At 68.3% G+C, this 13,244-nt stretch carries 16 protein-coding genes; 14 read left to right on the top strand and 2 right to left on the bottom strand.

Translation table 11 applies throughout. The features are described from left to right. The coding region (locus Q7P21_RS14450) for a hypothetical protein (RefSeq protein WP_304177618.1) at positions 1–558 on the top strand (558 nt) is incomplete at its 5' end. A gap of 331 nt (positions 559–889) precedes the next feature. Here the strand turns inward: Q7P21_RS14450 and Q7P21_RS14445 are convergent. Next, positions 890–1,786, bottom strand: a complete 897-nt coding sequence (locus Q7P21_RS14445; RefSeq protein WP_304171881.1) for a LysR family transcriptional regulator — start codon at positions 1,784–1,786, stop codon at positions 890–892. Between the two features lie 226 nt (positions 1,787–2,012). Here Q7P21_RS14445 and Q7P21_RS14440 point away from each other — a divergent pair, with 226 nt between their 5' ends. The 7 genes from Q7P21_RS14440 (at position 2,013) to Q7P21_RS14410 (ending at position 6,483) form a co-directional block, all read left to right on the top strand. After that, positions 2,013–2,768, top strand: coding sequence for a pirin family protein (locus Q7P21_RS14440; RefSeq protein ID WP_304171883.1), 756 nt, complete (start codon positions 2,013–2,015; stop codon positions 2,766–2,768). A gap of 85 nt (positions 2,769–2,853) precedes the next feature. After that, positions 2,854–3,489 (top strand): isochorismatase family protein, encoded by a 636-nt coding sequence (locus Q7P21_RS14435; RefSeq protein ID WP_304171885.1) that lies wholly within the window; start codon positions 2,854–2,856, stop codon positions 3,487–3,489. Positions 3,490–3,596: 107 nt separating this feature from the next. Beyond that, complete coding sequence (locus Q7P21_RS14430) at positions 3,597–3,836, top strand: type II toxin-antitoxin system Phd/YefM family antitoxin (protein ID WP_304171887.1); 240 nt, start codon at positions 3,597–3,599, stop codon at positions 3,834–3,836. 2 nt (positions 3,837–3,838) lie between these two features. Continuing rightward, complete coding sequence (locus tag Q7P21_RS14425; RefSeq protein WP_304171889.1) at positions 3,839–4,243, top strand: type II toxin-antitoxin system VapC family toxin; 405 nt, start codon at positions 3,839–3,841, stop codon at positions 4,241–4,243. 460 nt (positions 4,244–4,703) lie between these two features. Beyond that, a complete protein-coding gene (locus Q7P21_RS14420) occupies positions 4,704–5,039 on the top strand; it encodes a type II toxin-antitoxin system RelE/ParE family toxin (RefSeq protein WP_304171377.1) in 336 nt (111 codons plus the stop codon). Continuing rightward, positions 5,036–5,353 carry a transcriptional regulator gene (locus Q7P21_RS14415; RefSeq protein ID WP_304171379.1) on the top strand — a complete coding sequence of 106 codons (318 nt, stop codon included), beginning with the start codon at positions 5,036–5,038 and terminating at the stop codon, positions 5,351–5,353. Before Q7P21_RS14420 ends, Q7P21_RS14415 begins: the two co-directional genes overlap by 4 nt. Before the next feature lie 47 nt (positions 5,354–5,400). Beyond that, on the top strand, positions 5,401–6,483 hold the full coding sequence (locus Q7P21_RS14410; protein ID WP_304177616.1) for an endo-1,4-beta-xylanase: 1,083 nt from the start codon (positions 5,401–5,403) through the stop codon (positions 6,481–6,483). A gap of 3 nt (positions 6,484–6,486) precedes the next feature. On the opposite strand, the gene Q7P21_RS14405 is transcribed toward Q7P21_RS14410, so the two are convergent. Beyond that, on the bottom strand, positions 6,487–8,184 hold the full coding sequence (locus tag Q7P21_RS14405) for a serine aminopeptidase domain-containing protein (protein WP_304177614.1): 1,698 nt from the start codon (positions 8,182–8,184) through the stop codon (positions 6,487–6,489). 371 nt (positions 8,185–8,555) lie between these two features. Between Q7P21_RS14405 and Q7P21_RS14400 the strand changes: the two genes are divergently transcribed. From Q7P21_RS14400 to Q7P21_RS14375, 6 genes are all read left to right on the top strand, one after another. Further along, complete coding sequence (locus tag Q7P21_RS14400) at positions 8,556–9,272, top strand: SapC family protein (RefSeq protein WP_304177613.1); 717 nt, start codon at positions 8,556–8,558, stop codon at positions 9,270–9,272. Positions 9,273–9,320: 48 nt separating this feature from the next. After that, complete coding sequence (locus Q7P21_RS14395; RefSeq protein ID WP_304171386.1) at positions 9,321–9,485, top strand: hypothetical protein; 165 nt, start codon at positions 9,321–9,323, stop codon at positions 9,483–9,485. A gap of 77 nt (positions 9,486–9,562) precedes the next feature. Next, complete coding sequence (locus Q7P21_RS14390; RefSeq protein WP_304177611.1) at positions 9,563–10,474, top strand: UbiA family prenyltransferase; 912 nt, start codon at positions 9,563–9,565, stop codon at positions 10,472–10,474. After that, positions 10,471–11,799 (top strand): FAD-binding oxidoreductase, encoded by a 1,329-nt coding sequence (locus Q7P21_RS14385; protein ID WP_304177609.1) that lies wholly within the window; start codon positions 10,471–10,473, stop codon positions 11,797–11,799. Before Q7P21_RS14390 ends, Q7P21_RS14385 begins: the two co-directional genes overlap by 4 nt. Positions 11,800–11,801: 2 nt before the next feature. Then, the gene (locus tag Q7P21_RS14380; RefSeq protein WP_304177608.1) at positions 11,802–12,542 is read left to right on the top strand and encodes an SDR family NAD(P)-dependent oxidoreductase; all 741 of its coding nucleotides are present in this window, start codon (positions 11,802–11,804) and stop codon (positions 12,540–12,542) included. 41 nt (positions 12,543–12,583) lie between these two features. Beyond that, positions 12,584–13,012, top strand: coding sequence for a GtrA family protein (locus Q7P21_RS14375; RefSeq protein WP_304177606.1), 429 nt, complete (start codon positions 12,584–12,586; stop codon positions 13,010–13,012). Positions 13,013–13,244: the final 232 nt, after the last annotated feature.

The following is a 13,244-nucleotide window of genomic DNA, read 5'->3' as shown; positions in this document are numbered from 1 at the left end:
TCGACCACCAAGCCCGCCGGCGGGCGGGTGCTGCAGCTGATCGGCTCCTCCAGCGGCGAAGGCGTCTCCAGCCTGGCGCTGGACATCGCCGCCATCGCCGCCAGCCACGAGGCGCGCAAGGTGCTGTTGATCGATGTCGAGCCACAGCTGAACGAGGGCGCGGCCAGCGCCCTGGCCCATCGCGGCCACACGGTGGCCGGCGTCGGCGCCGAAGGCCGCACCTTCCAGATCGACCAGTCGAGCCTCTATGTCAGCGCCCCGATCGGGGCCGGCGGCATGCTGGTGTCGGAGGACCGCTGGGGCCAGGTGATCGACAACGCCCGGGCCAATTTCGACCTGGTGCTGATCGATTCCCCGCCGCTGCAACGCTCCTCGGCCGGGATCGAACTGGCCGGCCTGGCCGATATGAGCCTGATGGTGGTCGAGGCCGAGGTCACCCGCGCCTCCGTCGCCCTGCGCCTGATCGAGCGCACCGAAGCGGCCGGCGGCGAGATCATCGGCGCCATCCTCAACAAGCGCGTCTTCCACATCCCGCGCTTCATCTATTCGCGGCTTTAGGCCCGCGGCGAAGCGGGGGCGCCGCGTAATTGAGGCGGCAAGTGAAGGGGTGTTGTCTTCCCCCGTCGCGTGATCGCGGTCGGGAGGTAAGGACTTGGATTCACGATGTAAAGAGCTTGACGGGGACTATATGTTCTGATTTTGTTCCGGTCAAGCGAGTGACGGCGGAAGTGGGCGCAGAAGTAGGAACAGGTACGACTTTTCCCGCCACGCCTTGATAGTCTGTGATCAAGGCTCCGGAGGCGAAGACGGGCCGACTCCTGACCTCCCCGCTCGACGGGCTAGCGATAGACCTGCTGTCGCTTCGGGGTTAGGGAGCGCGCGGGAGACTTCAACCCTTCTGGTCGGCAAAACGCTGGATCAGCCAAGCTGCTGCCGGCCCAGGCGGCGTATCGGTGCGATACATCGCCTGGAAGGAATAAAGTCCGCCGGTGGCCTCCGGCAGCTCCAGGCGAACCAACCGGCCGGCGGCGAGATCGTCGCGAATATTGGGCTCAGGCATGTTGCCCCAGCCTACGCCGGCCAGCAGCAGGGCGTGCTTGGCGCCGAGATCGACCATGCGCCACCCCTCGGCCGCAAACACGCCGATGTCCGGCCCCTCCGAAAACGGCGATCGCACCGTGAGGATCAGTTGGCGATGGCGCCGCGCCGCGCCGGCGGGCACGGGGCTGGCCAGCGCCAAGGGGTGTCCGGGCGCGGCGACCGGGATCAGGTCGACATCGCCGACATGGATAAGTTCCAGATCAGGCTCGGTCGCGTGGATACCGCCCCCGACCCCGACCGTGGCCACCCCGGCCCGAACCAGCTGAGCGACCGCGCTCAAGGCCTCCACGTGCAACCGGAGCTTGACCGTCGGAAAGGTGGCTTCGAACGCCTGCGCGGCATCGACAAGTCGGGCGCTCGGCAACATCACATCGACCACCAGCGTGATTTCAGCTTCGATGCCGCCGAGCAATGATCGGACATTGGCCCGCAGGTCATCGACGCCCACAGCGACCACGCTGGCCTTGGCGAGGACCGCGGCGCCGGCCTTGGTCAGCACAGGCGTGCGCGAGCCTTCTCGGTCGAACAACGCGATGCCAAGCTGATGCTCAAGGGTGGCGATCGCGTAGCTGATCGCCGACACAGCACGCTTCAGCCGCTTGGCCGCCGCCGTGAAGCTGCCGGTCTCAACAACCGTCAGAAACACCCTGAGCTGGTCGATGGTCGGGAAGCCGGGCTCGGCCATCGTTCTAATCTCCTGAACGCTCTAGCCAGTATTTTACGAGTTTTTCGGCGAATTGGAACGCCTACCTTGAGCCTGTGCCCAACACCGCTGACGCGCGCCGGGCCGAGCCCGCCCCACGTCTCTCCCCGTTTCAATCGAGGTCGTCATGTCCGCCCCCGTCCAAGTCGCTCCCCGCCAAGTCATCCACCGCAGCCGCGGACGGTCCCATGGCGCCGTTACGCGGTTGATGAGCCCAGGAGACCTGGGCGAGATCCTGAAGCCCTTCGTCTTCCTCGACCTGCTCGACAGCGGGAGCGATCGCTTCCCAGACTTTGGCCTGCACCCCCACTCGGGCCTCGCCACCCTCACCTATGTCGCCGAGGGCAGCATCAGCTATGAGGACACCAATGGCGCCACCGGCCTCGTGCGCGCCGGCGGCGTGGAATGGATGCGCGCCGGCAATGGGGTCTGGCATTCCGGCGGCGCCGGCGACCCCGGTCGGACACGCGGCTTCCAACTCTGGGTGGCGCTGCCGGCGCATCTGGAACTGGGCGGCTCCGAAAGCCTCTACCAAGGCGCGGCCGACATTCCTCAGGTGGGGCCCGCCCGGGTGCTTCTGGGCAGCTACGGCGGCGCCGCCAGCGCCATCGAAGCCCCGTCCTCGATCAACTACCTGGCCGTCAGTCTCAAAGCCGGCGAGACCTGGCTCTACGAGCCACCGCAAGACCACTCCGTCCTATGGGTCGGGTTGGGCAAGGGAACCGTCGAGGCCTCGAACGAGGCGCTCGATCACGGGGAAATCGTCATCTTTGAAGCCGGCGCCGATCCCGTCGCGTTCAAGGCCCTCACCGACACTGAGTTCATGATTGGCTCGGCGGTGCGCCACCCGCACGATCTCGTGCTCGGCTACTACTCCGTCCACACCTCCGCCGAAGCCCTCCAGGCCGGCGAGGCCCGGATCGATGAGATCCGCGACACCCTCGTGGCCAAGGGCCGCCTCTGACTCGCGCCCGGGGGCGCACGCGCCCCTGGCCCGCCCCGGCCGCCAAGCCGCAGCATTTCCAGTCCCCCAAGCCAAAGGAAACAACATGACCTCGAACACGTGGATGATTGACGCCGACGACGCCGTATTGCTGCTGATCGATCACCAGAGCGGACTGTTCCAACTGGTTCGCGACATGGACTACACGACCCTGCGCAACAACGTGATCACGCTCGCGAAGGTGGCGCGGATCGCGAATATCCCGACCATTACGACGGCGTCTGTTCCCGACGGCCCAAATGGTCCGATCATTCCCGAGATTCATCAGAGCAACCCCGACGCGGTGCACGTGCCGCGCAGTGGGCCGATCAACGCGTGGGATCACCGCCCCTTTGTCGAGGCCATCGAGAACACCAAGCGCAAGACCCTGCTCATCGCGGGCACGCTGACCAGCATCTGCATGGCCCTACCCGCACTCAGCGCCCTCGCCGAAGGATACAAGGTGTTCTGCATCGTGGATGCCTCGGGCAACCTGTCTCAGATGGCGACCGACCTGACGATCGCCCGGGTCACCCAGGCGGGCGCGATGCCGATCGACACCTTCGCGCTGATGTCGGAGGTGATGAAGACCTGGGATCGCCCGGAGGCGATGGATTTCGCAAAGGTCATGGTCGACCACATCGTTCCCGCATACGGGGCGCTGATGGATTTCCATGACGCGGCCCAGAAGAGCGTGAAATAGCTCCAGCCAGATATTCGGACGCAGGCCACCTGCTGATAGGTGGCCTGCGTGGTTGATGCCGCCCAAACTGTAGACTAAGTTCGATGGACTAAGTTCGCCGAGGGCCCATGCGCACCATCAATATCCATGAGGCCAAGACCCATCTGTCCAAGCTGGTGGAGCAGGCCGCGCGCGGCGAGGCGTTCATCGTGGCGAAGGCCGGCAAGCCGCTGGTGAAGGTGGTGCCGCTCAACGCGCCCGAGCCTGCGCAAGTTCGGCGGCTGGGCTTTCTGGCCGGGCAGATTTCTGTGCCTGCGGACTTTGACCGGATGGGCGCCCGCGAGATCGAGCAGCTGTTCGGGGCTTGAGGATGCGGCTGCTCCTGGACACTCACATTCTGCTTTGGGCGGCGGCCGGAGGGCCCGATGCAGGCGCCCCCGGCGCCATGCCGATCGCCGCCAAGGCGCTGATCCAGGACCCGGGCAACGATCTGGTCTTCAGCGCCGCCAGCATCTGGGAAGTGGCCATCAAGACCGGCCTTGGCCGCAGCGACTTCCAGGTCGACGCCCATCTGTTGCGTCGGGGTCTGTTGGACAACGGCTATGAGGAACTGGCGATCTCGGGGGTCCACGCCGCCGCCGTCGGACAACTGCCGCCAATCCACAGAGATCCGTTCGACCGCCTGCTGGTCGCCCAGGCGGCGGCCGAAGGTCTGACCCTGGTCACTTCCGACGCCGTGGTGGCAAGCTATCCAGGGCCGATCCGGGCTGTCTGACATGGTAAGTGGGGACACGTACGACTTTTCCCGCCGCGCCCTCGCGGCCCGAGGCCCGAGGCCCTGGCCGAGGCTGTGGGCGCGACCCATCTGAAGCACACGCGCCAGATCAATCGGCTGCGGGGGTGGACGGGCTATCTCTGGCAGGGCCGCTTCGCCTCCTTTCCGATGGATGAGGACTATCTGCGGACCTGCGCTCGCCATGTGGGGCTCAATCCCGTCCGCGCCGGCCTGACTGCGCGCGCCATCGACTGGCCCTGGTCCAGTGTCGGCGCCCACCTCGAAGGGCGCGCCGATCCCCTGTTGACGCCGCAGCCGCTGATCGACCGTCTGGGCCCGTCCCTGGCCGGCTTCTTCGATCTGGACGTGGAGTTAAGTCGTACGTGTCCCCTAAGTCGTACGTGTCCCCACTTGCTAGCGACTTGGTCTTCGGTAACCTATATGTTACTTTGAGGAACTGATGGAACTCCGCCACTACGTCGACGAACAAGGCGCGAGCCCTTTCGCCGACTGGTTCTCGGGACTTGACGCGGAGGCGGCGGCCAAGATCGCCGTGGCCTTGGCGCGCTTCGAACGCGGCCTCTTCGGGGACTGCCAGCCCGTAGGCGAAGGCGTCTTGGAACATCGGCTACATTGGGGTCCGGGCTATCGGGTCTATTTCGCCCGAGATGGCCTGAAGTTGATCTTGCTGCTCACCGGCGGAACCAAGCGCCGGCAGCAGAAGGATATCGAGACGGCTAAGGCCATGTGGGCCGCCTATAAGCGGCGCAAGGGCGCCAGAGGAGATGCTTCATGACGCTGACTCGCAGCTTCAAGGGTCTGGTCGAGCAGCGCCTGAACAGCGATCCCGCCTTCGCCGAAGCCCTGCTGCGCGAGGGCGTTGACGCGCTCCTGGCCGGCGACCTCGAGACCGGCAAGGCCATCCTACGCGACTATATCAAGGCCACCATCGGCTTCGAGCGGCTAGGAGAGGCGACGGGAGCGCCGCCCAAGAGCCTGATCCGGATGTTCGGCCCACGGGGCAACCCGCAGGCGCGCAATCTGTTCGGAGTAATCCGCCATCTGCAACAATGTGCGGGCGTGCGCCTGCATGTCTCCTCCGCAGCCTAGGCCTGTCGCATGAGCGCGACTTTCACAGCGCCAGGATCGAGACCCGCATGAAACTCACCCGTCGCGCCGTCGCCGCCGGCCTGCCCCTGGCGATCGCCCAACCGGCCCTGGCCGCGCCCCTGCGGCTGGGCGAGGCCGCCGCCCGCGCGGGCTTGCGCTATGGGACGGCGATCGAGCCGCAGACGGTGGAGAACGACCCGGCCTTCGCGGCCCTGGTGCTGGACCAGTGCGACCTGATCACGCCCGAGAACGCCCTGAAATGGAATGCGCTCAGGCCCGATCGCAACCACTTCGATTTCGCCGCCGCCGACCGGGTGGCCGCCTTCGCGCGGCGGGCCCGGGCGCCGATGCACGGCCATACGCTGGTCTGGCACGAGGCGATCCCCGACTGGGCGATCCACGAGCTGAAGACCGGCGATCCCCGCGCCCTGCTGGTCGACCACATCACCACCGTGGTCCGCCGCTATGCCGGCCGCGTCGTGTCCTGGGACGTGATCAATGAGCCGGTGGAGCGCAACGACCGCCGCCCCGATGGCCTGCGCAAGTCGCCCTGGTTCGAGGCCCTGGGGCCCGACTATCTGGAGATCGCCCTGCGCGCCGCCCATGCCGCCGATCCCAAGGCGCGGCTGGCGATCGCCGACTATGGGCTGGAATATGACGACATCGGCTGGATGGTCGAGAAGCGCGGGACCATGCTGGACCTGCTGCGCGGCTTGAAGAGCCGGGGGGTCCCGCTGCACGCCCTGGCGCTGCAGGGCCATCTGCTCGGCGACCATCCGCCGGCCTTCGGCGCGGGGCTCTCTCAGTTCCTGCGCCAGGTCGCGGCGCTGGGGCTGGCGATCTATGTCACGGAGCTGGACGTCAATGACCAGCATATGGCGGGCGACATCGCCCAGCGTGACCGGAGCGTGGCGGAGATCTACGCCGCCTTCGTGCGCGCCGTGGCGACGGAGCCGGCGACCCAGATCGTGGTGACCTGGGGACTGGCCGATCGCTACACCTCGAAGGTCGATTTCTTCCCGCGTCCGGACGGCAAGCCGGTCCGCCCCCTGCCCTTCGACGCCGACCTGCGGCCCAAGCCGGCGGCCCAGGCCCTGGCGGACGCTTTCGCCAGCCGTCGCCGTAGCTAGGGCCTAGACACCCAGGAAGGCCTGCAACTCCGCCAGCGCGATGCGCCGGCTGAAGGCCAGCGCCAGGCCGTGGTCGATCCCGGCGCGGACGCTGAGGGTCAAGCCGTCATGGGCTTGCCAGTTGCGGCCCTCCGGCCCGAAATAGTTGGCCACCTCGTCCAGCGACGGGTCATCGAGGCCGACCAGCAGATGGGCCCGGCCACCGCGCGCCGCGAAGGCGGCCATGCCGCCGCGCAGGGCCGCGACCTCGCCATGGTTCGCCGGCCGGGTCCAACGGGCGACCAGGCGCCGGGCCAGGGTGGCGGCCACCGCGCCCACGTCCACCTGGCCCTTCAGCAGACACATCCAGGTCTCAGCTTGCCTGAAGCCCGCCTTGTAGGCCGCGGTCGACTTGCCCTCGTCGCGCCGACCGACGGCCAGGGAATCGCCCGGCCGCCAAATCAGCTTGGCCGCGTTGATGGCGAACACCGCGCCGACGCGCGGGTCCTGTCGGGCCGCAGCCAGGGCGTGATAGGCGCCCGCGCAGGCGCCGACCAGGGTGACCTCGGCAAACCCCTCCTCCTGGAGAAAGCTGATCGCCGACGCCAAATCTGGCTGACGCGAGGTCTCATAGACATGGATCGGCGCATCCGAGGGGCTGTCGCCCAGCCCGGCGAAATCAAACCGCAGCGAGGCCACGCCCTTCTTCGCCAGCAGACGCGACGCCTGCACCGCGAAGCCGCCGATGCCGACGCGGGGATCCCCGCCGGTGTTGCAGAAGATCACGGCTCGACGAGGTTCATGGTCCCCATCGGGCTGGCACAGCACGCCCGCCAGACCTTCGCCAAACCGCACCGGTCGCTCGACCGCGCCTGGGGGCCGAAGCTCTGCGGCCGCCTCCGGCGGCTGGCGCGGGTCGGTCGCGCGTTCCTGAAAGCTCGCCTCCAGCCAGGCCGCGACCCGATCAAACACCTGGGTCGGCGCGCGATTGCTGTGCGCGTCCTCGAACAACATGTCGTAGCCGGGGAAGTCGGCGCGGGCGACATCGGCGCCCAGGCCCTTCAGATGTTCGCCCAACAGGTCCGACGCCTCGGTCTGGGCGATCATCAGGACCTTGGGGGTGGTGGCGTGGATCGCGGTCAGGTCGAGCCCGGATAGTCGCGCGGCGGTGTCGCTGGCCAGGCTGAGCCCCTCGGCTTCGAAGACCTCGCCGTCATCGCGCCCGCCCGTGCCGCCCAGGACGGCGGCGACCTTCAATTCGCGCAGCCAGCGCCGGCCGAGGATCACCGGGGCGAGGAGCACCAGGCCGGCGGCGTCCGCCTGGGCCAGGGCGGCCAGGGTGGCGCCCAGCCTGAGGCCGACCAGCACCACCTCGGCGACGCCGGTCGCATCGCGCAGCGCCTGGGCGGCCTGGGCCACGCCTTGGGTCCAAGCCTCCAGGACGTCCTGGCCTTCGGCGAGCTCCAGCCCCTCGCCCTGACCGGGGTGATCGTAGCGCAGGGTCGCGAAGCCGGCCCCGGCCAATTGCTCGGCCAGCAGCCGAAGGGGCTTGTGACCACAGCGGGCGTCGCGGCCAACGCCGGGGACGATGACCACGCCGACCTTGCGAGGCATGGGCCCGTGCGCCGGGTGCAGCCAGCCAAAGCAGCCTTCGAAGGCCACGGGCCGGGCCAGGGGCGCCAAATCCAGCGCCTGAACTGTCGCAAACTGGGGCGAGGTCATCTGCATGCCGCAAGACCTGCAACCGACGTGCCCTCAGCGGGTGAGCCCTCGGCCGGCCTGAAGGTCAGGGGTTTCACCGGCGCGGCAGGCAAGGACATCTCGGGCTCCCAAACACAGCTCGATTTCGTATCTGACCGGCCTCGCAAAACCAATAGTTGTGTTCTCGTGAGCGGGGCCGGCCTGCGATTTGTCCGTTACGACCCCTGGTTATGCCAATCGGTTGCGCGGCGCCCGCCAGGACTGCGCCGCCGACGGATCGATGACGCGGGGCGCTAGTCGCGGCTCGCAAATTTGCTTAGCTCATGATTTACTGAGAAATGTCCGCGCCCAGAGGGATCGGAGACTGGCTTGGGGGAGCCAACAGAATCCAAATGCGACCGTTGTTCTATGAAAATCCCGTAGCGCTGCATCCCCGGGCGCATGGGCAGGCTGGCCTGTTGGATCACCTGAACTATGGGTTCGCGGCCCGGACCAACGCCGTGCCCCTGACCATGTCCGAATTTCCGATGGCGGCCCTGAACTATCCGATCGCCTTCACCATCGAGGGCGGCGTGCGGCCGGTGGCGGTCCTGGGCCTTCGGGATGACGAGAACCTCTTCGTGGACCGCGCCGGAGACTGGACGCAGGGCGCCTATATCCCGGCCTATGTCCGCCGCTACCCGTTCATTCTGTCCGAATATGGCGAGGGCGAGGGGGTGCAATTGTGCATCGATGACACGCCCAAGGTGCTGGTGCGCGAGGGCGGGCAGCGGCTGTTCCAGGGCGAGGAACCGACGCCGATGCTGGAAAAGGCGTTCAATTTCTGCCGTTCGGTGCATGCCGCCGACCTCGCGACCTCCCCCTTCGTCGAGGCCCTGATCGCCTGCGGGGTCTTGGAGGCGCGCTCAGCCGAGGTTGAGATGCCCGACGGGGGAAAGATCAACATGGCCGGCTTCGCCTCGATCGACGAAGCCAAGTTCCGCAGCCTGCCGGATGAGGTGTTTCTCACCCTGCGCCGCCAGGGCTGGATCACCGCCATCTATGCCCAGCTGCAGTCGACCTTGAACTGGGGCCGCCTTGGCGACCTGCTGGTGACGCGCCAAGGCTGAACCGCCGGGCGGCGCGGGGATTGGCAGACCTCTTGCATCGGCGGGCCGATGTTGAAGCGACCCTTTCAAAAGAAGTCAAAGCGCCGCCAGCGGCTGCAGGCCCGGGAGCGGGCCAAATGGTGGGACCGCCATGGCGAGAAGATCCGCCTCAGCCTGATCGCCGGCGGTGTGATTTCGGCCGCGGTGATGGTGGCCGAAATGGCGGTCAGATAGCCGACGGGGTTTGACATCGTCGGACCGCCGGGGGCATCGAGGTCGCCGGGGCGCGGGCCCTTAAGGGAGTCGCCATGATGACCGATCGGCCGCAGCGCCCCGCCAGCCTCGGCGACTGGGCCGGCGCCCTGCGCCTGCACCATTGGGCGAAGAACGCCCTGGTCTTCCTGCCGGTGGTGCTGGGCGGGGTGAGCCATTCTGGGACGGCCTGGCTGAGCGCCCTGCTAGGCTTCCTCGGCCTGGGCCTGGTCGCGTCTTCGACCTATGTGCTCAACGACCTCATCGACCTCGCCGACGATCGGGCCCACTGGACCAAGCACAAACGCGCCTTCGCCAGCGGCCGGATTTCGATCGCCGCCGGCCTGGTGGTCCTGCCCCTGGGTCTCGTGGGCGGCCTGGGCCTGGGCGGGTTGGCGCACGGACCGCCAGCCGTGGCGATGTTGTGCGTCTACCTGGCCCTGACGCTCGGCTATTCCTTCGCGCTCAAACGCGTGCCGATCCTGGACGTCGCCCTCCTGGCGGCCCTGTTCACCTTGCGGATCGCGCTGGGCGTCGTCTGCGCCGGCGTCGCCTGGTCGGCCTGGCTGCTGGTGTTCTCGATGTTCCTGTTCAGCTCGCTGTCCCTGGCCAAGCGGCTGACGGAGATCAAGCGGCTCAAGGCCCTGGGGGGCGAGAGGCTGCCCGGACGCGGCTATGTCACGGCCGACGAGCCCTTCGTCCTGGCGATGGGGGTGGCCCTGTCGGCGGCGGCGGTCCTGGTCATGGTCATGTACCTGATCGAGGAGGCGTTCGGGACCGGGCTCTACCGCTCGCCCCAGGCGCTCTGGGCGTTTCCGCTGCTGCTGGCGCTCTGGCTGGGGCGAATCTGGCTGCTCTGCGGGCGGGGCGCGCTCGACGATGACCCGGTCATCTTCGCGATCCGCGACCGGGTCAGCCTGGCGCTGGGGGCGCTTGTGGCGCTGAGTTTCGTGGCTGCGGTGATCCTGTGACCCTGGTGTTCCAGCCCCGCGACGACGTGCTGTCCTGGGGCCGCGCTCATCGCGGCCGCCAGAGCCTGGGACGCCCTGCCGACGCCTCTGAACTGCGGGCCTGGGCCGCCGTCGACAAGGGCCCTCGGCTGGCGCGCGGCCTGGGCCGGTCCTACGGCGACAGCGGGCTCCATGCCGAGGGCCGGCTGATCGACATGACCTGCCTCGACCGGTTCCGCAGCTTTGACGCCATGACCGGCCTCCTGCGCGCCCAGGCGGGACTGTCCCTGGACACCCTCCTGAAGGTGACGGCGCCGCAGGGCTGGTTCGTCCCGGTGACGCCGGGCACGCGGCATGTGACCCTGGGCGGCGCGGTGGCCCATGATGTCCATGGCAAGAACCACAGCTGGGCCGGGACCTTTGGCCGCCACGTCCGGGCCTTGTCCCTGCTGCGCAGCGACCGGGGTCTGATCGAGATCACGCCCCAGTCCGATCCGGAGCTGTTCGCCGCGACGGTGGGCGGCATGGGGCTGACCGGGCTCATTGTCGAGGTGACCCTGCAGCTGACCGCCATCGCCTCCACCGATCTTGTCGTCGAGACCCTGCCCCTGGGCGGCCTCGACGATTTCTTCGCGCTCAATCTTCAAAGCCTGGAGCGGTTTGAGCAGACCGTGGCCTGGATCGACTGCGCCCAGCGGGGATCGAAGCTGGGCCTGGGGGTCTATACCCGCGCCAACTGGGCGACGGACGGCGGCTGCGTGGCGCAAGGCGATCGCCGCGGCCCGAGCCTTCCCTTTGAGGCGCCGAGCTTCGCCCTCAACCGGGTCTCCCTGTCGCTGTTCAATCAGGCCTATCGCGCCGTCCAGCTGGCCCGGCCCCGGCGCGCGCGCCTGGCCTATGGCGACGTCTTCTATCCCCTGGACGCCGTCCAGAACTGGAACCGGCTCTATGGTCGCAGTGGGTTCTATCAGTATCAATCCGTCGTTCCGCACCAGGGCGGCCGCGAGGCGCTGGCTGACATGTTGCGGATCATCGGCCGCTCGGGCGAGGGCTCGCCCCTGGTGGTGTTGAAGACCTTCGGGGCCCTGGCCTCCCCCGGAATGCTGTCCTTTCCCCGGCCCGGCTACACCCTGGCCCTGGATTTCCGCAATCGGGGCCAGGCGACCCAGGCCCTGCTGGCGCGGCTGGACGCGGTGGTCCGCGCCGCCAAGGGGGCGCTCTATCCGGCCAAGGACGGGCGCATGCCGCGCGACATGTTCGCGCTGAGCTTTCCGCAAGCCCAGCGGTTCCTGACCTATCGGGACCCGGCCTGCGGATCCGACTTCCTGACACGTATGGGGCTCTGACCATGGCCAAGCAGGTGATCATATTGGGCGGGCTGTCGGCGGTCGCCGTCGCCACGGCCAGGCTCTATGCGGCCCAAGGGGCGACTCTGGCGATCGCGGCGCGACGCGAAGACGAGCTCGAGCTGCTGGCCGCCGATCTGCGGGTTCGCGGCGCGGCGGCCGTGACCCCGTTCGCGCTCGACCTGGCGACCGCCGACCCGGGCGCCGACCTGCCGCGGATGGCCGCCGGGCTCGGCGGATGCGACCTGATCCTGATCGCCTATGGGGCCCTGACCGATCAGGCCCGGGGCGAGACCGACCTCGGCTACGCCGCCGAACAGCTGACCACCAATTTCACCTCCGCCGCAGGATGGGCGCTGGCGGCGGCCAATCTGCTGGAGGCCCAGGGCCAGGGCGCCCTGGTGGTCCTGGGGTCCGTGGCCGGGGATCGCGGCCGGCGGTCCAACTTCATCTATGGCGCGGCCAAGGCGGGTCTGGGCGTGCTGATCCAGGGCCTGGCCCACCGCCTGGCCCCCACCGGCGCCCGGGCGGTGCTGATCAAGCCGGGCTTCATCGACACGCCGATGACCGCTCACCTGGCGAAGGGCGGCCCCCTGTGGGCCCAGCCCGAGGCGATCGCCAAGGTCATCGCCAAGGCCGCCACCGCCGGCGGCCCGATCATCTACGCTCCGTCGTTCTGGCGGCTGATCCTGTTGGCGATCCGCCTGGCGCCGGCCGGCTTGTTCCACCGCACCCGGCTCTGATGCCCGACACCCCCTCGCCCAATCCCCCGACGGGGACCGCGGTGACGACGCCCGCCCGGTGGAAGCCGCTGGTCCGCTATCTGGCGCTGGGCGGCCTGGCGGCGGGGGTCAATTGGGGATCGCGGTTCGGCTGGAGCCTGATCATGCCCTTTCCGGCCGCCGTCCTCTGCGCCTATGGGAGCGGCATGGTGGTGGCGTTCGGGCTCTTTCGGGCCTTCGTCTTCCCCGGCTCGCCCCTCCCCCTGGCGCGGCAGGCGCGCAATTTCGTGGCGGTGAACCTGGTCGGCATGGCCCTGACCTGGATGGTCGCCCTGGCCCTGGTCGATCACCTCTTCCCGGTCCTGGGCTTTCGGTTCTATCCGCAGGCCATCGGCCACGGCCTGGCGGTCGCCGCTCCGGTGGTGACCAGCTGGTTCGGCCACCGTCGGTTCAGCTTTCCCGCCCGCCACGGGGCGGATCGCGGCGCTTAACTCAGCCTGGGTCGCCGTGGGCTCGACGACCGTCATCGTCTTGGGCACAATGGAAGACGATCAGAGGACCGATGGTGCAGAGCCCCTTCAAGAAGAAATCCAAGCGTCGCCTGCGCGTTGAAGCGCGCAAGCGCGCGAAGTGGTGGGACCAATACGGCGAAGCCATCAAGCTGACCCTGATCGGCGGCGGCATCGTGTCGGCGGCGGTCGCCGTGGCGAAGATCGCGGTCAG

The sequence above is a fragment of the Phenylobacterium aquaticum genome (assembly GCF_947378715.1).
Taxonomy (GTDB): Bacteria; Pseudomonadota; Alphaproteobacteria; order Caulobacterales; family Caulobacteraceae; genus Phenylobacterium; species Phenylobacterium aquaticum_A.
The sequence above is the reverse complement of the archived record's forward strand: the minus strand, read 5'-3'. Positions and strand labels throughout refer to the sequence as shown.